The organism is Aquamicrobium zhengzhouense, from assembly GCF_016124105.1.
Classification (GTDB): Bacteria; Pseudomonadota; Alphaproteobacteria; order Rhizobiales; family Rhizobiaceae; genus Aerobium; species Aerobium zhengzhouense.
In genome coordinates this window covers 294,042-311,817 of the sequence record NZ_JADGMQ010000003.1, presented here as the reverse complement: position 1 = coordinate 311,817, position 17,776 = coordinate 294,042, and the positions used below count along the sequence as shown (strand labels likewise).

Sequence of the window (17,776 nt, the reverse complement as noted above, 5' to 3'; positions counted from 1 at the left end):
CGTTCTCCTGTATTTTTATCCCACACTACTACGACGGCCGAAACTTGTTGAAACGACCTGTTTTGCGTCTCTTTTAGTCATCCCCATCCGGGGATCGTCTCTCGCCTCCCCGGTGGAACGGGGACGAGATGGCAGGCATCAACCACAAACAGGCAACGGTGGACCGCGGCGTGCGCATGCTCCGGACGGCGCTCGGGCCTGCCATCTCAACTCTGCTGCAAGACCCGTCCGTCGTCGAGGTCATGCTGAACCCCGACGGCCGGATCTGGGTGGACCGGCTGTCCGAAGGGCTGGCCGACACGGGCGAGATACTGTCGGCCGCCGATGGCGAGCGCATCGTCCGGCTGGTCGCCCATCATGTCGGCGTCGAGGTCCATGCCCGTAGCCCGCGGGTTTCGGCGGAACTGCCGGAAACGGGCGAGCGCTTCGAAGGTCTGCTGCCGCCGGTCGTCGCAGCCCCGGCCTTCGCCATCCGCAAACCCGCCGTCGCCGTATTCACGCTAGACGACTATGTGTCGGCCGGCATCATGTCCGCCGATCAGGCCGCAACGCTTCGCCAGGCCGTCGCGTCTCGCGCCAACATCCTGGTCGCAGGCGGCACCTCGACCGGCAAGACCACGCTGACCAATGCCCTGCTCGCCGAGGTGGCGAAGACGCAGGATCGCGTCGTCATCATCGAGGACACCCGAGAACTGCAATGTGCCGCGCCGAACCTCGTCGCGATGCGGACCAAGGATGGCGTCGCCACGCTGTCGGAGCTTGTCCGTTCCTCGCTGCGCCTGCGTCCCGATCGCATCCCGATCGGCGAGGTCCGTGGGGCAGAGGCGCTGGACCTTCTCAAAGCATGGGGCACCGGCCACCCCGGAGGGATCGGCACCGTCCATGCCGGTTCCGGCATCGGTGCGTTGCGCCGTCTCGAACAACTCATCCAGGAAGCCGTCGTCACGGTGCCGCGCGCGATGATCGCGGAGACCATCGACCTTGTTGCCGTCCTCGCAGGTCGCGGGTCCGCGCGCCGGCTGGCCGAACTCGCCCGCGTCGAAGGTCTCGGCCCCGACGGCGACTACCGGATTTTCCCCGCTTTTCCCGACACCTCAATCTCTCACGTTCCAGGAGACCCTGCATGATCCGTTGCGCCTTCCGTATCCGTCATCATCTGGCGACCGCCGCCGCCTTCACCTGGGCGAGCCTGATGACGTCGCCAGCCTTTGCCTCGGGCTCCTCCATGCCCTGGGAAGCGCCGCTGCAATCGATCCTCGAATCCGTCGAGGGTCCGGTCGCTAAGATCATCGCGGTGATCATTATCATCGTCACGGGCCTGACGCTGGCCTTCGGCGATACCGGCGGCGGCTTCCGTCGCCTGATCCAGATCGTCTTCGGTATCTCCATCGCCTTCGCGGCATCCAGCTTCTTCCTCTCGTTCTTCAGCTTCGGCGGCGGGGCGCTGGTCTGATGGCCGTGAGCTTCGAGGCCCTCGATACCGTGCCCGGCTTCAGCGTTCCGGTTCACCGCGCCCTGACCGAGCCGATCCTGCTCGGCGGAGCGCCGCGCTCCGTCGCGATCCTCAACGGCACGCTGGCCGGAGCCGTGGGCCTCGGACTTCAGCTCTGGTTCGCCGGCATCCTGATCTGGGCCGTCGGTCACATCGCCGCCGTCTGGGCCGCCAAACGCGATCCGCTCTTCGTCGAGGTCGCGCGCCGCCACCTCCGCATTCCCGGTCATCTTTCGGTGTGAGGAAAGCCCATGATGAATCTCGCAGAATACCGCCGCACCGCCTCGCGCCTCGCTGATTACCTGCCCTGGGTGGCGCTGGTCGGCGAAGGTGTCGTGCTCAACAAGGACGGCTCATTCCAGAGGACGGCGAAGTTTCGCGGGCCGGATCTCGATTCCGCCGTCGCGGCCGAGCTGGTCGCGGTAGCCGGCCGGCTGAACAATGCCTTCCGTCGCCTTGGCTCCGGCTGGGCCATCTTTGTCGAAGCGCAGCGGTCGGAAGCCGCCACCTATCCGGCGAGCCGCTTCCCTGATCCTGCCTCCGCGCTGGTCGATGCCGAGCGCAAGGCCGATTTCGAGGAGGAAGGCAGCCATTTCGTCTCCGGCTACTTTCTCACCTTCCTCTGGCTCCCGCCCGCCGAGGATGCCGCCCGCTCCGAGTCCTGGCTCTACGAGGGCCGCGAAACGTCGGGCGTGAATCCCTGGGAACTGGTGCGCGGCTTTGCCGACCGCACCGACCGCGTGCTGGCGCTGCTCGACGGCTTCATGCCGGAGTGCCGCTGGCTCGATGATGCCGAGACGTTGACCTACCTGCATTCGACGATCTCGACCAACCGGCACCGCGTCAGCGTGCCGGAAACCCCGGTCTATCTCGATGCGCTTCTGGCCGATCAGCCATTGACCGGCGGGCTGGAGCCGCGTCTGGGTAACTGCCATCTCCGGGTGCTGACGATCACCGGCTTTCCCGGCACAACGACGCCCGGCCTGCTCGACGAGATGAACCGGCTGGCCTTTCCCTACCGATGGTCCACCCGCGCCATCCTCATGGACAAGACCGATGCGACGCGGCTGCTGACAAAAATCAGGCGCCAGTGGTTCGCCAAGCGCAAGTCCATCGCCGCAATCCTCAAGGAGGTGATGACCAACGAACAATCCGCGCTCGTCGATACAGATGCCGCCAACAAGGCGACAGACGCCGACATGGCCTTGCAGGAGCTCGGCGCCGACATGGCCGGAATGGCCTATGTCACGGCGACCGTCACCGTCTGGGACGAGGATGCCCGCCGCGCTGACGAGAAGCTGCGGCTGGTGGAGAAGATCGTCCAGTCCCGCGATTTCAGCGTCATGGTCGAGACAGTCAACGCGGTCGACGCCTGGCTCGGCAGCTTGCCCGGACATGCCTATGCCAATGTCCGCCAGCCTCCGCTCTCGACGCTCAACCTTGCCCACATGGTCCCTTCGTCCGCCGTGTGGGCGGGACCGGAACGGGACGATCACTTCGGCGCACCCCCGCTGCTCTACGGCAGGACCGAAGGATCGACCCCGTTTCGGCTCTCCCTTCATGTCGGTGATGTCGGTCATACTCTGGTCATCGGGCCGACGGGCGCCGGCAAGTCGGTGCTGCTGGCGCTGATGGCCTTGCAGTTCCGGCGTTACGCGCGCTCACAGGTCTTTGCCTTCGATTTCGGCGGCTCGATCCGCGCCGCCTCACTCGCCATGGGCGGCGACTGGCATGATCTCGGCGGAGAGTTGACCGACGCATCCGAGACTTCCGTTTCGCTGCAACCGCTGGCGCGCATCCACGAGACGGCAGAACGCGCCTGGGCCGCAGACTGGATCGTCGCGATCCTGATGCGCGAGAACATCCAGATCACGCCCGAGGTCAAGGAACACATCTGGACGGCGATGACCTCGCTCGCTTCCGCGCCGGTCGGCGAACGCACCATCACCGGCCTTGCCGTCCTGCTCCAGTCCAACGATCTGAAACAGGCGCTACGCTCCTATTGTGTCGGTGGCCCCTATGGGCGGCTGCTCGATGCCGAGAGCGAGCATCTCGGCTCGGCGGACGTGCAGGCGTTTGAGATCGAGGGTCTTGTCGGGACAGGTGCAGCACCGGCGGTCCTCTCCTACCTGTTCCATCGCATCGGAGATCGCCTCGACGGGCGGCCGACGCTGCTCATCATCGACGAGGGCTGGCTGGCGCTGGATGACGACGCCTTCGCCGAACAGCTTCGCGAATGGCTCAAGACGCTGCGCAAGAAGAACGCCAGCGTCATCTTCGCCACGCAGAGCCTGTCCGACATCGACGGCAGCACCATCGCGCCCGCGATCATCGAGAGCTGCCCGACGCGGCTCTTGCTGCCGAACGAGCGCGCCATCGAGCCGCAGATCACGGCCATCTATCGCCGCTTCGGCCTCAATGACCGGCAGATCGAAATCCTCGCACGGGCCACGCCCAAGCGCGACTATTACTGCCAGTCGCGGCGCGGAAACCGCCTGTTCGAGCTGGGCCTGGCGCAAGTCGGCCTCGCACTCTGCGCTGCCTCCTCGAAATCCGATCAGGCTCTGATCAGCGAAATCTTTGCTGAGCATGACCGCGAGGGCTTCCTCGCCGCCTGGCTCCGGGCGCGCGGCGTCGAATGGGCCGCCGATCTCATCCCGGACCTCACCAATCTCGCGACCGAAAGCGAGGACCTGTCGCCCGTCGCCTTCGATGACGACGCGTTCGAATTCACCTTGGAAGAAGAGGAGATTATCCCATGACGCACAAAATGCCCTGTCTCACCCGCATGGCGAGCGCTTCGGCGCTTGCGCTTGCGCTCGCCGCGCCGCTGGCGCTGGTCCCGATGTTCGCCACCCCGGCCCATGCCTTTTTCGGTGGGTTCGGCCGGATCGTCTATGACCCGACCAACCATGCCGAGAACCTGCTGACCGCCGCGCGCACGCTGGAGCAGATCAACAATCAGATCACCTCGCTTCAGAACGAGGCGCAGATGCTGATCAACCAGGCCCGCAATCTCGCGAGCCTGCCCCATTCGTCGCTCCAGCAGATCCAGCAGAATGTCCAGCGGACCCAGCAGCTTCTCGGGCAGGCCCAGAACATTGCCTTCGATGTGCAGAACATCGACCAGATGTTCCAGCAGGACTATGGCAACCTGTCCCTGAACGCCACTGACGCGCAGATGATCGCCGATGCGCGCTCGCGCTGGGAAAACACCGTCGGCGGCCTGCAGGACGCGATGCGCGTCCAGGCCGGCGTCGTCGGCAATATCGACAGCAATCGCACGCAAATGTCGGAGCTTGTCGGCCAAAGCCAGGGGGCGACCGGCGCGCTTCAGGCAACCCAGGCCGGCAACCAGCTGCTCGCCCTCCAATCGCAGCAGCTTTCCGATTTGATCGCGGTGATCTCGGCCAATGGCCGGGCAGATGCCTTGACCGAGGCCGAACGCGCCACCGCAGCCGAACAGGGACGCATCCAGCGTGAGCGCTTCCTGACCCCGGGGTCAGGCTACCAGCCCGGCAACGCACGAATGTTCAACTGAGGCCGGGAGGGGAAATCATGGACGGGAAGGTGCTGGCCCGGATCGCGGCCATCGTATTTGTCGCCGTGGCCATCACGGCGACCATTATCGAGATGAACCGCGAGGACGTCTCCGTCCCGGCGCCTTCCGCTCCCTCGCTCCAGCCTCCTCCGGTCGATCCCTTGCGCGAGGGACAGCGCCGTTGTCAGCAGATGGGTGAGGCTGCGGCCAGTGATGCGAATTGCCTCGCGATCTGGGCCGAGACCCGCGACCGCTTCCTCGGCAAGACACCCGCGCCAACAACACCTGCACAGAACGGGAGGCTGTGAGCACATGGGCGGAACGGGGGTCATCGACAACTTTCTCGGCGTCTTCACCAGCTATATCGACTCCGGCTTCGGCCTGCTCGGCGGCGAGGTTGCCTTCATCGCCACGACGCTGATCGTCATCGACGTGACGCTCGCCGCGTTGTTCTGGGCCTGGGGCGCCGATGACGACATCATTGCCCGTTTGGTGAGAAAAACGCTGTTCGTCGGCGTCTTCGCCTATCTCATCAGCAACTGGAATAATCTCGCGCGGATCGTCTTCGAGAGCTTCGCCGGGCTCGGGCTCATGGCGTCCGGCACTGGCTTCTCGGTTGCCGACCTCCTGCGCCCCGGCCGCGTTGCCCAGACCGGGCTGGACGCCGGTCGCCCGCTGCTCGAATCCATTTCGGACCTGATGGGCTGGATCGCCTTTTTCGAGAACTTCATCCAGATCGCGTGCCTGCTGTTCGCCTGGGCACTGGTGGTGCTGGCCTTTTTCATCCTGGCGATCCAGCTTTTCGTCACCCTGATCGAGTTCAAACTGACCACGCTCGCCGGCTTTGTGCTGATCCCATTCGGCCTTTTCGGCAAAACCGCTTTCATGGCCGAGCGGGTGCTGGGCAATGTGGTCTCCAGCGGCATCAAGGTGCTGGTCCTCGCCGTCATCATCGGCATCGGTTCGACGCTGTTCGGGCAGTTCACCGCAGGCTTTGGCGGCGCGACTCCGACAATCGATGACGCCATGGCGATCGTGCTCGCCGCGCTTTCCCTTCTCGGCCTCGGCATCTTCGGTCCCGGCATTGCCACCGGCCTTGTCTCCGGCGGCCCGCAGCTCGGCGCAGGCGCCGCCGTCGGCACTGGCCTTGCGGTCGGCGGCGCGACCGTTGCCGCAGGCGGAGCGACCATGCTCGCCGCACGCGGCGGTGCAGCCGCACTCTCGGGCGGTGCCGCGCTCGCGCGTGGTGGAGCCACGACAGCCGGCGCGGCTTCGTCGGCCTATACCCTTGGCTCGATGGGCGAGTCCGGCGCGGCCGGAGTCGCCTCCGGCCTTGGCGGCGTGGCCCGCGCCGGAGCCTCCGCGACCGTCTCGCCCCTGAAACGCGCCGCCTCCCGCGCCACCGATAGCCTGAAATCCAGCTACTCGGATGGTGTCAAGGGCGGGTTTGCAGCTTCTGGCGGCAGCTCCTCGATGGGTACCGTCGGCGCAAGCGCATCTGCCACGCCATCAGCTCCGCCATCAACCGAAGGGCCTGCCTGGGCACAGCAGATGCGCCGCGACCGGGCCATGAGCCACGGCGTCACCGCCGCCGCTCATGCCGTCCGTTCCGGCGACAGCCACGGCTCCGGTTCCTCTGTCAATCTTTCCGAAAGCGACCGCTCATGAGCATCTTCAAACGACCAGCAACCCATTACGGCAAGACGCCGGAACCCCAGACGCCGTATCAGAAGGCAGCGCAGGTCTGGGACGAACGCATCGGCTCGGCCCGCATGCAGGCGCGCAACTGGCGCTATATGGCCTTCGGCAGCCTGATCCTGTCGGCAGGTTTCGCCGCCGCGCTGGTCTGGCAATCGGCACGCGGGACCGTTGTGCCCTGGGTTGTTGAGGTCGATGCGCTCGGTGAGGCTCAGACCGTTGCCCCGGCCTCGGCCGACTACCAGCCGACCGATCCGCAGGTCGCCTTCCATCTCGGACGCTTCATCGAGCAGGTCCGCGCGATCCCGGCCGATCCTATCATCGTGCGCCAGAACTGGCTGCGCGCCTACGAGTTCACCACTGATCGCGGCGCGGCGGCGCTGAACGATTATGCTCGCGCCAACGACCCGTTCACCCGCGTCGGCCGGCAGCAGGTCGCCGTCGAGGTGTCCTCGGTCATCCGGGCTTCACCGGATTCCTTCCGCGTGGCTTGGACCGAACGGCACTACGAGAGCGGCCAGCTTTCCACCACCGAGCGCTGGACCGCGATCCTGACCATCGTGATCCAGACTCCGCGCAACGCCGAGCGCCTGCGGGCTAATCCCCTTGGAATTTATGTGAACGCGATCAACTGGTCGCGGGAGATGAGCCAATGACCGCCTCGACTTTCCGTAAAGCCGGGCTTCCGGTTTTCCGTAAACCCGCTTTGGCGGCTTTGCTGCTTTCCGCGACCATGCTGGCGGGCTGCGCCACCAACCGGGTGCCGCAATTCAGCTACGACGACTCCGTGCCGCCGTTGCCCACCGTGCAAACGGCCGCCACCGACGACCGGCCGCGGCCGTTGCACACGCCGCCAGCCTGGGCCGTCGCGCGGGGCGGCACCGCTGCCAGCACGCCGGCCGGCCGCGTCGAGAACGCCAATGCCGCCGCCCGTGTCGAGCCGCGCCGCGAAGGCTATTACAACGCCATCCAGATATATCCGTGGAGTGAGGGCGCGCTCTATCAGGTCTATGCCGCCCCCGGCCAGATCACCAACATCGCGCTGGAGCCGGGCGAAAGCCTGACAGGCGCGGGCCCGATCGCAGCCGGCGATACGATCCGCTGGATCATCGGCGACACCGAATCCGGTTCGGGCGCGAACCGCCGTGTCCATATCCTCGTAAAGCCGACGCGCGAAGACATCTCGACCAATCTTGTCGTGACCACCGACCGGCGCACTTACATGGTCGAGCTGCGTGCAAGGGAATCGCTCTATATGCCGTCCGTCGCCTGGGCTTATCCGGCACCTCCGGCGGGAAGCCGTGTTGCCACGCCCTCGGCGCCAGTCATCCCGGTCGAGTCCGCACGCAACTATCGCTACGGATTGCAAGTGCGCGGTGACAGCCCGCCTTGGCGGCCGGTTTCCGTTTTCGACGATGGACGCCGCGTCTATGTCGTCTTCCCGCGCGGGATCGTGCAGGGCGAGATGCCACCGATCTTCGTTCTCGGCTCCGATGGTGAGCCGCAGATCGTCAACAGCCGAATCCACCAGAATGTCCTGATCGTGGATCGTCTGTTCGCTGCAGCCGAGCTGCGCCTTGGCAGCGGCGACCGTCAGCAGGTGGTCAGGATTGTCCGGATGGAACAGAGCCAGGCCGCAACCCAGCCGGCTCGCACGACCACGGAAGGCTCATCCTCATGAGCGATACGGAAACTGTCCCACCGATGCGCTTGCGCGCCGAACCGCCACGTGTCACCCGCCTGTCCCGCAAGATGCTGGTAGGCGTGGGTGCGGTCGCGCTTCTCGGCATCGGCGGTGCGCTCATCTACGCGCTCCAGACCCGCGACGCGGGACCGGGCGGCGAAGAACTCTATTCGACCGAGAACCGCCCCACGGCCGACGGCTTGTCCGGCCTGCCGAGCGACTATACCGGTCCGGTGCTTGGCCCTGCTTTGCCTGGTGATCTTGGCCGCCCAATCCTTGAGGCGCAGAACCGGGGGCAGCCCGTTGCGACGCCTGCCATAACGACGCCTGCCGTAGATCCCGAAGAGGAACGCCGCCGCGCCGAGGAAGAGGCCGCGCGGCTCAGCAACGTGTTCTTCCAGTCCGGTCCGCGTTCTGGAGGCACTCCGGGAACGACCATACCCGGCCTGGCCGGACTCGGCGGACAGCAACAGGACGCGACCGGGCAGAACCGGCATGCTGCCTTCCTCAATGGGCCGGTGGACCGGCAGACCGTCTCCCCGGATCGTGTCACGCCGCCGGCGTCGCCGTACATCCTGCAGGCCGGAGCCGTCATTCCGGCGGCACTTATCACCGGCATCCGCTCCGACCTTCCCGGCCAGATCACCGCGCAGGTGACGGAGAACGTCTATGACAGCCCGACCGGCTCTCTGCTTCTGATCCCGCAGGGCACCCGCATCATCGGCCAGTATGACGACGGCGTGACCTTCGGCCAGCGCAGGGTGTTGCTCGTCTGGAATCGCCTGATCCTGCCGGGCGGCCGTTCCATTGTGCTGGAGCGCCTTCCGGGAACGGATGCCCGCGGCTACGCCGGGCTTGAGGATGGCGTCGATTATCATTGGTGGGATCTGATGAAGGCGGCCGGGCTGTCCACGCTGCTGGCGGTCGGTACGGAGCTGGCGACCAGCGACGAGGACCGGCTGATCCGGGCCATCCGCGACGGTGCGCAGGATACCGTCAATCAAGCGGGCCAGCAGATCGTTCAGCGCCAGTTGCAGGTCGCGCCGACATTGACGATCAGGCCCGGTTTCCCGCTCAGGATCATTGTCACCCGCGACCTCGTATTCGAACCCGCAGGAGGATAAGCATGACGAAACTGAAACTCGGCCCGCTGCCCGATGACAAGCCCGTCAAGGTGACGGTGGAGCTGCCTGCGCCGCTTCACCGCGATCTGGTCGCCTATGCCGAGGTGCTGGCCCGCGAGACGGGCCAGCCCGTCGCCGATCCCGTCAAACTGATTGTGCCGATGCTGGAGCGATTTATTGCGACAGATCGTGGCTTCGCAAAAGCACGTCGCTCGCCCCAATCTACGAAGCCGATTGCCTGAGCTTCGCGGCCTTGGCAGACGCCGCCTTTGCCATGGAGAGCAACCTGCGGAACGCGGGATTGTCGTTCGTCGGGGACCAGACCGCCGAAAATGGAAGCATCTCGCCGGCGATGGGCCGGTATGTGATGTCTGGAAACGCGGCCACCGTCATGGCCTCGCTCACCAGCGTCAAACCTTGGCCGATCGCCACCAGAGGCAGCAGGTTGTCCCGGCCGACCGATTGAACCTGGATCTCGGGATGCCGGCCAAGGTCCGCCAGCTCCCGCACCAGATGATCATGGATCTCCTGGCCCGGCGCGGCTTCACTGACGATGAAGGGCTCATCGGCCAGGTCTCCCCACATCACCTCGTCCAAAACCGCCAGCGGGTGGAAATCGGGCAGCACAACGAAAACCCGTTCGGACCACAGAGGCGCTCGGTCGCATCCGGGCCATTCCCTGTCGCCGGTCAGGAAGGCGACGTCGAGGCGGAACTGGCGGATGGCCGCAATGTGTTCGGCAGGCTCGCCGTCGATCAGTTCGATCCTGACATCTTTGTGACATCGGCCATAGCGCGCCAACAGCTTTGCCAAAAAGCCCGAAGCGATGGATGAATAGATGCCGATCCGCACTCGCCCCTGCTCGGATCGGCCAGCGGCGGCGACTTCATGAGCGCCTTCGTTGATCGTCTTGATGGCCCGTCGCGCGCGATGAAGGAAACGCTGTCCCGCAAAGGTCTGCGACACGCCCCATGCGTGCCGATGGAAGAGTGACGCGCCCATCCTGTCTTCGAGATCGGCAATGCAGCGGCTGATTGCAGATTGCGACCGTCCAAGTGCATCTCCAGCCTTGCGAAAACTGCCATGCTCGGCTGCAGCCACGAAATAGCGGAGATGACGAAGTTCGATTGATTTGGAAGGCTCCGCCATTCGCTGCAACATTATTTGGCGATGGCGAGCGTCTGGACGAAGAGCGTAAGCAGATTAGCGATAAGTATCGTCCAGGATCTTGATATAACTTGGTATCGAAGCGGACTCCGGTGCCAGTTGCTCATCGGACCGGATACCGTAGACAACGCCGTTCGACCGAGCATCGCCCGGCCCTGCACTGACGACCTGCTTGGTGACCACGTCGATCTGTTGTACGCGGCGGCCCTCGACCTTCTCGACGATCGGTGGCGGAGAATGCGGCAAGACCGTAGCCGGGACATGACCTCGATCACGGCTGGGTCGCCCAAGATCAGCGGTTTATTGAATGCCGTTCGCAACCTGAACCTCCCGCACGAAACGAATGATGCCGGCTAGGTCCGTATCCGTGAGGCCCGGCACCGGGGCCATGTTTCCGAAACGCCAGTGATGGGCGCGCACCCCGTTGCGTGCTGCCAAGACGAAAGCCATGTCGCTGTGATGACCCGGCTCGTAGATCTTGTGGATGAGCGGAGGCGCGGTCCCCGCACGCCCTTCAGCGTTCGTGCCGTGGCAGGAAGCGCAATTGGCGGCAAATATCTGCTGACCGGCTTCGGCTTCGGGTGACAGTGTGGCCGGCAGAGTTACAGCAGCAAGAGCCTGGCCCTCTTCCGCCGGGCTTGCAGCATCGGGCTGGCTCCAGAGCCACCAGGCACCGCCTGTCGCGATCGCGGCAATCGCCACGAGAATGAAAGTCCGCATGACATCTTCCTCTGATTTGCTCACTCGAATGGAGAGATTTGGTGATGTGGCCTCGATCGCCTTGGCGCCGGGGAACCCGGCGCCAAGGTTCGCGATTCCTTCAGTTCGAGCTTCCGTAAACGATGCCGTTCGGGCGATCGCCGACCGGAATCGTCTCGGCAACATCCTGGCTCTCGGTATCGATAATCGAGACGCTGTCGTCGGCGATGTTCGTGACAAAGACGTATGCGCCGTCTGCCGATATCGACGCGCCGTGCGCGCCGGGACCGGTGGTGATCGTCTTCACCACCTCACCGGTCGCGGTATCGATCACGGACACGGTGTCATTCGGTTCGGAATCGGTGCCCTGATTTGCGACATAGACGAAGGCACCGTCCGGCGTCGCGATCATCTGGATCGGATTCGGACCGACGTCGATCCTGTTCGTGACTTCGCGGGTTGCGGTATCGATCACGGCCACGCGGTTTTCGTCGCGCAGGGAGACATAGATCTGGTCGCCCGCAGGCGTGAAGCCAACTTGGACGGGGGCGGCACCGACCGGGATGCGCGCGACCTCGGCGAGGCTGGCCGTGTCGATGACCGACACCGACCCATCCTCGACATTGGCGATGTAGAGTTCGGCCCCGTTCGGGCTGAGCCGCAGCCCGTGCGGATAGGCTCCGGTCTCGATGCGCTCGATCACCGATGCGGTCGCGAGATCGATGACTGCGACCTCGCCCCCGCCAGAGAGGGATGCATAGGCGCGACCTTGCGTATCAGCGACGACGTGGGCCGGATGGGATCCGACCTCGACCGTGACAGCGGGTTTCGAGAGATCCCGAGGGTCGAGGATCACCAGAATACCAGCCGCGTCTCCCTCATGTCCATGACCTTCCGACCCATGGTCACCGGAGGCTGGTGTGCCGACCGCCAGCAAGAAGCGCCCGTCCGGCGTCAGGTCGACGTTGTGCGGCGCAACCGGGATCGGCACCGTGGTCACGGCTCCGCTGCCCAGATCGATGGCGCTGATCGTGCTGTCGCCCTCATCGGCGGAGTAGACGGTGCCGCCGGTCTGGCCGAGATCGAACGGCTGCGTCTCACCGTTCTCCGCCAGCCAGCTCTCCATCTCGGCGATTTCGCGTTCCTGCGCCTCGATGATCTGGGCCGCCCACTCCCTGGTCTGCGGATCGACCCCGTACTGCTGCACGATCTTCGCCATGTCGATCGCGCCCTGATGATGCGGGATCATGCCCCGGACGAAGGCGACGTCAGGGTCTTCAGCCATGACGCCGTCCATCATCGGCCCGTGCATGGCACTCATCGCATCGACATAGGCCTTCGTGGACTCGGAGCCCTCGCTATCAACCGGTGCCTCTTCTCCGCCGGCTGGCGCGGCCATTCCGCCGCGCATCATGCTGCCCTGCATCATCTGCTGCATGGCGCTCATGCATTCTCGGGGCATCGCCTGCATCAGGGCGTGACACTGCTCCGGCATTCTCTGCATCGAAGGCATCGTTGCCGAGGGAAGCGTTGGCGCAGGAGCCTGCTCCGCTTGCACAGGGGAGTTTCTAGGGTGGTGGGCGTCATGCTCGGCTTGCGCCAGAGCAACGCCGGGCAGCCCCGTCAGAAAACTGACCGAAAGGGCAATTGCAGTTCGTTTCATCGTTTTCATCCTTTGGCCCGGAGGACCGGCGTCGCTCATCGACGCGGGTGTCCGTGTTCGTCTGATTGTCGGTTGTGGCGCTCACCAGCCGGTCGGCTGAGGGACCGAGGAGGAGCAAAGCCCTCCCAGTCATGCGCGCCCTACGCGGCTGTGATCGGACGTGGGGGTCTCAGGATGCCTGGAGGAGTTCTCCCGAAATGGCTCGGACTTAGGCGGCTCAAATGGTCGCTGCCTGGATGGCGGGACAGCGACTTGGCCTCAGGAGGGATGGCGGCGACCAGGCATGCCTGGCAGCAGTCGAGCACGCCGGGTGCCGTCTCCTCCTGGTCGCGGTGTTTGACGGAAGCCTCATGGCCCTCGCCCGATGCATCGGAATGGGCGCAAAGCTGCGCCACGGCGGCAATGGCGGCATCATGGTGAACAGAGTGTCCGCGCGGGCTCGCATGCGCCAGTGGCTGTAGAAAGAAGGCGCTGAAAGCCAGCAGTAGGAGTGCCGTCGACAGATGCCGCAGCCAGTCGCGCCGCAACCGGAACACCACCTGTGCGCGCCCGTTCACGCCGCGGCCCTCTCGCGCGGTGCGCGCTAGAGAACTGTCGAACAGCGTTCTGGTCACGAGTTGAGCGATCATGGCGGACTTCGATCAAATCTCCTGGACGCCGAGGAAACGCAAAAACGCGTTGTGGCCTGAGGCATCGAACAGGAAAACCTCATACGGCTCCGGCTCGACACCGGGGAAATCCATGCCGGGTGAGCCGGCGGGCATGCCTGGAACCGCGAGCCCGACCCCGGCCGGCCGCCCGGTCAGCAGGCGCTTCACCGCAGCGGCAGGGACATGGCCCTCGATCACATATCCGCCCACATCTGCAGTATGGCAGGAGGCGAGTTCCGCCGGAACGCCGCGCCGCTGCTTCAGGCCGAACATGTCGGCGGATTCGAGCACCCGCACAGGAAAGCCCGCGGCCTCGATATGTTCGACCCAGCCATTGCAGCAACCGCAGGACGGGTCCTTGGTGACCGTCACCAGCGGCAGCGTTTCCGCCCGCAGATGCCCCGACATGGAAAGCGCCAAGGCAAGAGCACCGAGACCGGCCAGTATTCCTCGTCTGCCGAGCGTGCATGTATTGCGCATTATCGAACCTCGCATCGCTTGCATCATTGTAGCGCCACACACGACCGGGGCGCGGGGCGCGAGCGCGTCAACAGACCGCGGTGACCCGCGACCCGATGCCGCGCGGACCTCACAACTTCACCCCACGCAGGCGTGCCGCATTCGCGATCACGCTGACCGAGGAGAGCGCCATGGCCGCCGCGGCGATGATCGGCGACAGCAGAATGCCGAAGAACGGATAGAGCACCCCGGCCGCCACCGGCACGCCAAGCGCGTTGTAGATGAAGGCGAAGAACAGGTTCTGGCGGATATTGCCCATGACGGCCTCGGACAGACGGCGGGCGCGCACAATGCCGGTGAGGTCGCCCTTCAGCAGCGTGACGCCCGCGCTCTCCATCGCCACGTCGGTGCCAGTGCCCATGGCGATGCCGACATCGGCCGCGGCCAGCGCCGGCGCGTCGTTGACGCCGTCGCCCGCCATCGCCACCACCTCGCCGGCTGCCTTGTGTCGCTGCACAACCGCGCTTTTCTGATCGGGTAAGACCTCCGCCTCGACCTCGTCGATGCCAAGCTGCCGGGCGACCGCCTTGGCCGTGGTCCAGTTGTCACCGGTCAGCATGACCACCCGGATGCCCTGCGCCTTCAACGCCGCCAGCGCCTCGGGGGTCGAGGGCTTGACCGGATCGGCGATGGCGAAGATCGCTGCCACCTTGCCATCGACGCCCATGAAGATCGCGGTTGCTCCGTCCGCGCGCAGCCGGTCGGCTTCATCGGCCAGCGGCGCGACATCCACCCCCTGCTCGGCGAGGAATTTCGCGTTACCAAGGGGGATGCGCTTGCCCTCGACCGTGCCGTAGGCGCCCTTGCCGGTGGGCGAGTCGAAGTCCGAAACCGGCGCCGTCGCGATCCCGCGCTCCTCGGCCGCACGGACAATGGCGAGCGCCAGCGGATGCTCGCTCGCGCGTTCCACGCTCGCGGCAAGGCGCAGGGCCTCTTCCTCGGTGAAGCCAGAGGCGGGAACGATGGCGGTGACGGCGGGCCGGCCTTCGGTCAGCGTCCCGGTCTTGTCGACGATGATCGTGTCGACCTTCTCCATATGCTCCAGCGCCTCGGCGTTCTTGATCAGCACGCCCGCTTGTGCCCCGCGGCCGACGCCGACCATGATCGACATCGGCGTCGCCAGCCCGAGCGCACAGGGGCAGGCGATGATGAGAACCGAGACGGCGGCGATCAGGCCGAAGGCCATGCGCGGCTCCGGCCCCCAGATCGACCAGGCGATGAAGGCCAGCACGGCGACGACGATCACCGCCGGCACGAACCAGCCCGACACCTGGTCGGCCAACCGCTGGATCGGCGCGCGGCTTCGCTGCGCCTCGGCGACGAGCTGGACGATCTGCGACAGCATGGTGTCGCGGCCGACTTTGCGGGCCTCGATCACCAGCGCACCGGACTGGTTCATGGTCCCGCCGATAGCCTTGGAGCCGACTTCCTTGGTCACCGGCATGGACTCACCCGTAACCATCGATTCATCGACGGCACTGCGGCCTTCCAGCACCTCGCCGTCGACCGGCACCTTCTCGCCCGGCCGCACCCGCAGGCGGTCGCCGACATGAACGCTGTCGAGCGCGACCTCTTCCTCGGTGCCGTCGTCGCGGATCAGCCGTGCGGTCTTGGGTGCAAGGTCGAGCAGCGCGCGGATCGCGCCGCTGGTGCTCTCTCTCGCACGCAGTTCCAGAACCTGGCCGAGCAGGACAAGGACGGTGATGACCGCCGCCGCCTCGAAATAGACTGCGACGGAGTCGTCGTGTTGCCGGAAGGCATCCGGGAAAATGCCCGGCATCAGCACCGCCACCATGCTGTAGATCCAGGCCGCCCCCGTGCCCATTGCGATCAGCGTGAACATGTTGAGGCTGCGGTTGACCAGCGATTGCCAGCCGCGCTGGAAGAAGGGCCAGCCCGCCCAGAGTACGACCGGCGTGGCGAGGACGAGCTGCACCCAGTTCGAGTTGCGCTGGCTGATGAGGTGGTCGAGGCCAATCAGATGGCCACCCATCTCGAGCATGAACACCGGGATTGTCAGCACCAGCCCGATCCAGAACCGGCGGCGCATGTCGATGAGTTCCTCGTTGGGCTCGGCCTCGAGGCTGACCAGCACCGGCTCCAGCGCCATGCCGCAGATCGGGCAGGAGCCCGGCCCGACCTGCCGGATCTCCGGATGCATCGGGCAGGTGTAGCTCGTCCCCTCGGGCACGGGCTCGGTCTTCGCCGCCGCAGCCGGATCGAGGTAGCGTTCCGGCTCGGCCACAAACTTCGCCCGGCACCCGGCCGAACAGAAGTAATAAGGCCGCCCGGCGTGCTCGGCCTTGTGCTGGGTCGTGTGCGGATCGACCAACATGCCGCAGACCGGGTCTTTGACCTTATGCACACTATCCGGCGCGGCCACCGCGTGGCCATGCGGGCGATCGTGCATATGCCCATGGTTCTGGTGATCCTGTTCGGTCTTGCTGGTCATTTTCACGCCTCCTCGGCGTCCTATCCTAAGATTGCGTTTCACCTATTCTGCGCGTTCCAACCGTTGTAAGGTCAAGAGGTGATAGGAATCCCGATTCCTGCCCGTCAATGATTGTCTTGGATCTTCTCCGACGCTGGTCTGTTCCGGGCCTGCATGATGTCAATCTCTGCTGCAGACCTCTCACTGTCGAGGCAGTATTCCTCCAACTGTAAAGTCGAGAAGTAGATGTTAAATCGCTCGCGCAGGAGATTGCTCGCTTGGCGCAGCACCCGCTCGCCGTCTTCCCAGTCCCGAACACAGATGTGACTCGAGAATACATTACGCCCGGATGTTAGGCTCCAAGCGTGGACGTGATGCACATCGGTAACTCCCTCGATCTGTCGGATGGCCTCGATGGCGGCTTCCAAGTCGAGGTCTTCGGGGGTGCCTTGCAGCAGGATGTGCAATGCCTCACGCAAAATTCCCCAAGAAGCCCAGAGCAGGACAAGCCCGAACGCCATGCCAAGCAGCGGGTCGATGGCTAGGAAGCCAGTGAACCGGATAACCAGCGCCGAGACGATGATGAGGAAACTACCGACGAAGGTCTGGAGGATGTGCCAGTACGCGCCGCGCATGTTCAGGTTGTCCTTCTGGCGCTCGTAGAGCAGCCAGAGCGCGACAAGTTCGGTGGCGATCCCGCCCACAGCGGCAAACAGCATCGGTGTCGTGGCCAGTTCGATTGGCTCCATTAGGCGCATCGCGCCCATCCACAGCACAAAAAGGGCCATCGCAACGAGAAACAGGCCGTTGAAGAGCGCGCCAAGAATCTCGGCCCGGACGTAGCCGAAGGTACGCGCCGGACTGGATTTCCGCTCGGTCAAGCGTAGCGCGACCAGCGCGATGAGCACGCCACCCACGGCCGAAAAGGTGTGAAAGGCATCCGACAGGACGGCAACCGAACCCGTCCAGATCCCAATGCCGAGTTCAATTACAAAATAAAGACCGGTGAGCCAGCCTGAAATGACAAGCGCCTTGCGATCGCCGCCTGCGGGCATATGACCGCCGTGGCCGCCGTGAGACATTGACATGAACCGCATCTCCTTGTTGT

At 65.0% G+C, this 17,776-nt stretch carries 19 protein-coding genes; 12 read left to right on the top strand and 7 right to left on the bottom strand.

Features of this window, described 5'->3' with window-relative positions:
* Window positions 1-128: 128 nt before the first annotated feature.
* The 11 genes from trbB to IOD40_RS07595 are packed head-to-tail and all read left to right on the top strand — an operon-like array spanning window position 129 to window position 9,781.
* Window positions 129-1,127: a P-type conjugative transfer ATPase TrbB gene (gene trbB / locus IOD40_RS07645; RefSeq protein WP_198475932.1), complete on the top strand. Its 999-nt coding sequence runs from the start codon at window positions 129-131 to the stop codon at window positions 1,125-1,127.
* Window positions 1,124-1,453 (top strand): TrbC/VirB2 family protein, encoded by a 330-nt coding sequence (locus tag IOD40_RS07640; RefSeq protein WP_198475931.1) that lies wholly within the window; start codon window positions 1,124-1,126, stop codon window positions 1,451-1,453. Before trbB ends, IOD40_RS07640 begins: the two co-directional genes overlap by 4 nt.
* Complete coding sequence (locus tag IOD40_RS07635; protein ID WP_198475930.1) at window positions 1,453-1,734, top strand: VirB3 family type IV secretion system protein; 282 nt, start codon at window positions 1,453-1,455, stop codon at window positions 1,732-1,734. Before IOD40_RS07640 ends, IOD40_RS07635 begins: the two co-directional genes overlap by 1 nt.
* Window positions 1,735-1,743: 9 nt before the next feature.
* Window positions 1,744-4,254, top strand: coding sequence for a conjugal transfer protein TrbE (gene trbE, locus IOD40_RS07630; RefSeq protein ID WP_198475929.1), 2,511 nt, complete (start codon window positions 1,744-1,746; stop codon window positions 4,252-4,254).
* The gene (gene trbJ, locus IOD40_RS07625) at window positions 4,251-5,033 is read left to right on the top strand and encodes a P-type conjugative transfer protein TrbJ (protein WP_198475928.1); all 783 of its coding nucleotides are present in this window, start codon (window positions 4,251-4,253) and stop codon (window positions 5,031-5,033) included. The genes trbE and trbJ overlap by 4 nt, the downstream gene beginning before the upstream one ends.
* A gap of 17 nt (window positions 5,034-5,050) precedes the next feature.
* The gene (gene trbK-alt / locus IOD40_RS07620; RefSeq protein WP_198475927.1) at window positions 5,051-5,341 is read left to right on the top strand and encodes a putative entry exclusion protein TrbK-alt; all 291 of its coding nucleotides are present in this window, start codon (window positions 5,051-5,053) and stop codon (window positions 5,339-5,341) included.
* A 4-nt stretch (window positions 5,342-5,345) separates the two neighbouring features.
* Window positions 5,346-6,701: a P-type conjugative transfer protein TrbL gene (gene trbL, locus IOD40_RS07615; RefSeq protein WP_198475926.1), complete on the top strand. Its 1,356-nt coding sequence runs from the start codon at window positions 5,346-5,348 to the stop codon at window positions 6,699-6,701.
* On the top strand, window positions 6,698-7,387 hold the full coding sequence (gene trbF / locus IOD40_RS07610; RefSeq protein ID WP_198475925.1) for a conjugal transfer protein TrbF: 690 nt from the start codon (window positions 6,698-6,700) through the stop codon (window positions 7,385-7,387). The genes trbL and trbF overlap by 4 nt, the downstream gene beginning before the upstream one ends.
* Window positions 7,384-8,412, top strand: coding sequence for a P-type conjugative transfer protein TrbG (gene trbG / locus IOD40_RS07605; protein WP_198475924.1), 1,029 nt, complete (start codon window positions 7,384-7,386; stop codon window positions 8,410-8,412). The genes trbF and trbG overlap by 4 nt, the downstream gene beginning before the upstream one ends.
* Window positions 8,409-9,539, top strand: coding sequence for a TrbI/VirB10 family protein (locus tag IOD40_RS07600; RefSeq protein WP_198475923.1), 1,131 nt, complete (start codon window positions 8,409-8,411; stop codon window positions 9,537-9,539). Before trbG ends, IOD40_RS07600 begins: the two co-directional genes overlap by 4 nt.
* A gap of 2 nt (window positions 9,540-9,541) precedes the next feature.
* Window positions 9,542-9,781 (top strand): DUF2274 domain-containing protein, encoded by a 240-nt coding sequence (locus tag IOD40_RS07595; RefSeq protein ID WP_198475922.1) that lies wholly within the window; start codon window positions 9,542-9,544, stop codon window positions 9,779-9,781.
* Here the strand turns inward: IOD40_RS07595 and IOD40_RS07590 are convergent.
* The 4 genes from IOD40_RS07590 to copM form a co-directional block, all read right to left on the bottom strand.
* Window positions 9,762-10,688 carry a LysR family transcriptional regulator gene (locus IOD40_RS07590; protein ID WP_233713889.1) on the bottom strand — a complete coding sequence of 309 codons (927 nt, stop codon included), beginning with the start codon at window positions 10,686-10,688 and terminating at the stop codon, window positions 9,762-9,764. The two genes, IOD40_RS07595 and IOD40_RS07590, sit on opposite strands and share 20 nt — an antisense overlap.
* Before the next feature lie 54 nt (window positions 10,689-10,742).
* The gene (locus tag IOD40_RS07585) at window positions 10,743-10,952 is read right to left on the bottom strand and encodes a hypothetical protein (RefSeq protein WP_198475920.1); all 210 of its coding nucleotides are present in this window, start codon (window positions 10,950-10,952) and stop codon (window positions 10,743-10,745) included.
* A gap of 54 nt (window positions 10,953-11,006) precedes the next feature.
* On the bottom strand, window positions 11,007-11,426 hold the full coding sequence (locus IOD40_RS07580) for a c-type cytochrome (RefSeq protein WP_198475919.1): 420 nt from the start codon (window positions 11,424-11,426) through the stop codon (window positions 11,007-11,009).
* Window positions 11,427-11,526: 100 nt separating this feature from the next.
* A complete protein-coding gene (gene copM / locus IOD40_RS07575) occupies window positions 11,527-13,068 on the bottom strand; it encodes a CopM family metallochaperone (RefSeq protein ID WP_198475918.1) in 1,542 nt (513 codons plus the stop codon).
* 221 nt (window positions 13,069-13,289) lie between these two features.
* On the opposite strand from copM, the gene IOD40_RS07570 reads away from it, so the two are divergent.
* The gene (locus IOD40_RS07570) at window positions 13,290-13,529 is read left to right on the top strand and encodes a hypothetical protein (RefSeq protein WP_198475917.1); all 240 of its coding nucleotides are present in this window, start codon (window positions 13,290-13,292) and stop codon (window positions 13,527-13,529) included.
* Window positions 13,530-13,709: 180 nt separating this feature from the next.
* Here IOD40_RS07570 and IOD40_RS07565 read toward each other — a convergent pair whose 3' ends face one another.
* The 3 genes from IOD40_RS07565 to IOD40_RS07555 all read right to left on the bottom strand — a co-directional run bounded on the left by IOD40_RS07565 (window position 13,710) and on the right by IOD40_RS07555 (window position 17,756).
* Window positions 13,710-14,198 (bottom strand): DUF411 domain-containing protein, encoded by a 489-nt coding sequence (locus tag IOD40_RS07565; RefSeq protein WP_198475916.1) that lies wholly within the window; start codon window positions 14,196-14,198, stop codon window positions 13,710-13,712.
* 109 nt (window positions 14,199-14,307) lie between these two features.
* Complete coding sequence (locus IOD40_RS07560; RefSeq protein ID WP_198475915.1) at window positions 14,308-16,689, bottom strand: heavy metal translocating P-type ATPase; 2,382 nt, start codon at window positions 16,687-16,689, stop codon at window positions 14,308-14,310.
* Between the two features lie 104 nt (window positions 16,690-16,793).
* The gene (locus IOD40_RS07555; RefSeq protein WP_198475914.1) at window positions 16,794-17,756 is read right to left on the bottom strand and encodes a cation diffusion facilitator family transporter; all 963 of its coding nucleotides are present in this window, start codon (window positions 17,754-17,756) and stop codon (window positions 16,794-16,796) included.
* Between the last annotated feature and the right edge of the window lie 20 nt (window positions 17,757-17,776).

Excerpts from the sequence above, each read along its gene's own strand:
- trbB (WP_198475932.1), top strand. The coding sequence starts at position 129 with ATGGCAGGCATCAACCACAAACAGGCAACGGTGGACCGCGGCGTGCGC.
- IOD40_RS07640 (WP_198475931.1), top strand. The coding sequence starts at position 1,124 with ATGATCCGTTGCGCCTTCCGTATCCGTCATCATCTGGCGACCGCCGCC.
- IOD40_RS07635 (WP_198475930.1), top strand. The coding sequence starts at position 1,453 with ATGGCCGTGAGCTTCGAGGCCCTCGATACCGTGCCCGGCTTCAGCGTT.
- trbE (WP_198475929.1), top strand. The coding sequence starts at position 1,744 with ATGATGAATCTCGCAGAATACCGCCGCACCGCCTCGCGCCTCGCTGAT.
- trbJ (WP_198475928.1), top strand. The coding sequence starts at position 4,251 with ATGACGCACAAAATGCCCTGTCTCACCCGCATGGCGAGCGCTTCGGCG.
- trbK-alt (WP_198475927.1), top strand. The coding sequence starts at position 5,051 with ATGGACGGGAAGGTGCTGGCCCGGATCGCGGCCATCGTATTTGTCGCC.
- trbL (WP_198475926.1), top strand. The coding sequence starts at position 5,346 with ATGGGCGGAACGGGGGTCATCGACAACTTTCTCGGCGTCTTCACCAGC.
- trbF (WP_198475925.1), top strand. The coding sequence starts at position 6,698 with ATGAGCATCTTCAAACGACCAGCAACCCATTACGGCAAGACGCCGGAA.
- trbG (WP_198475924.1), top strand. The coding sequence starts at position 7,384 with ATGACCGCCTCGACTTTCCGTAAAGCCGGGCTTCCGGTTTTCCGTAAA.
- IOD40_RS07600 (WP_198475923.1), top strand. The coding sequence starts at position 8,409 with ATGAGCGATACGGAAACTGTCCCACCGATGCGCTTGCGCGCCGAACCG.
- IOD40_RS07595 (WP_198475922.1), top strand. The coding sequence starts at position 9,542 with ATGACGAAACTGAAACTCGGCCCGCTGCCCGATGACAAGCCCGTCAAG.
- IOD40_RS07590 (WP_233713889.1), bottom strand. The coding sequence starts at position 10,688 with ATGGCGGAGCCTTCCAAATCAATCGAACTTCGTCATCTCCGCTATTTC.
- IOD40_RS07580 (WP_198475919.1), bottom strand. The coding sequence starts at position 11,426 with ATGCGGACTTTCATTCTCGTGGCGATTGCCGCGATCGCGACAGGCGGT.
- copM (WP_198475918.1), bottom strand. The coding sequence starts at position 13,068 with ATGAAACGAACTGCAATTGCCCTTTCGGTCAGTTTTCTGACGGGGCTG.
- IOD40_RS07570 (WP_198475917.1), top strand. The coding sequence starts at position 13,290 with ATGGTCGCTGCCTGGATGGCGGGACAGCGACTTGGCCTCAGGAGGGAT.
- IOD40_RS07565 (WP_198475916.1), bottom strand. The coding sequence starts at position 14,198 with ATGCGCAATACATGCACGCTCGGCAGACGAGGAATACTGGCCGGTCTC.
- IOD40_RS07560 (WP_198475915.1), bottom strand. The coding sequence starts at position 16,689 with ATGACCAGCAAGACCGAACAGGATCACCAGAACCATGGGCATATGCAC.
- IOD40_RS07555 (WP_198475914.1), bottom strand. The coding sequence starts at position 17,756 with ATGTCAATGTCTCACGGCGGCCACGGCGGTCATATGCCCGCAGGCGGC.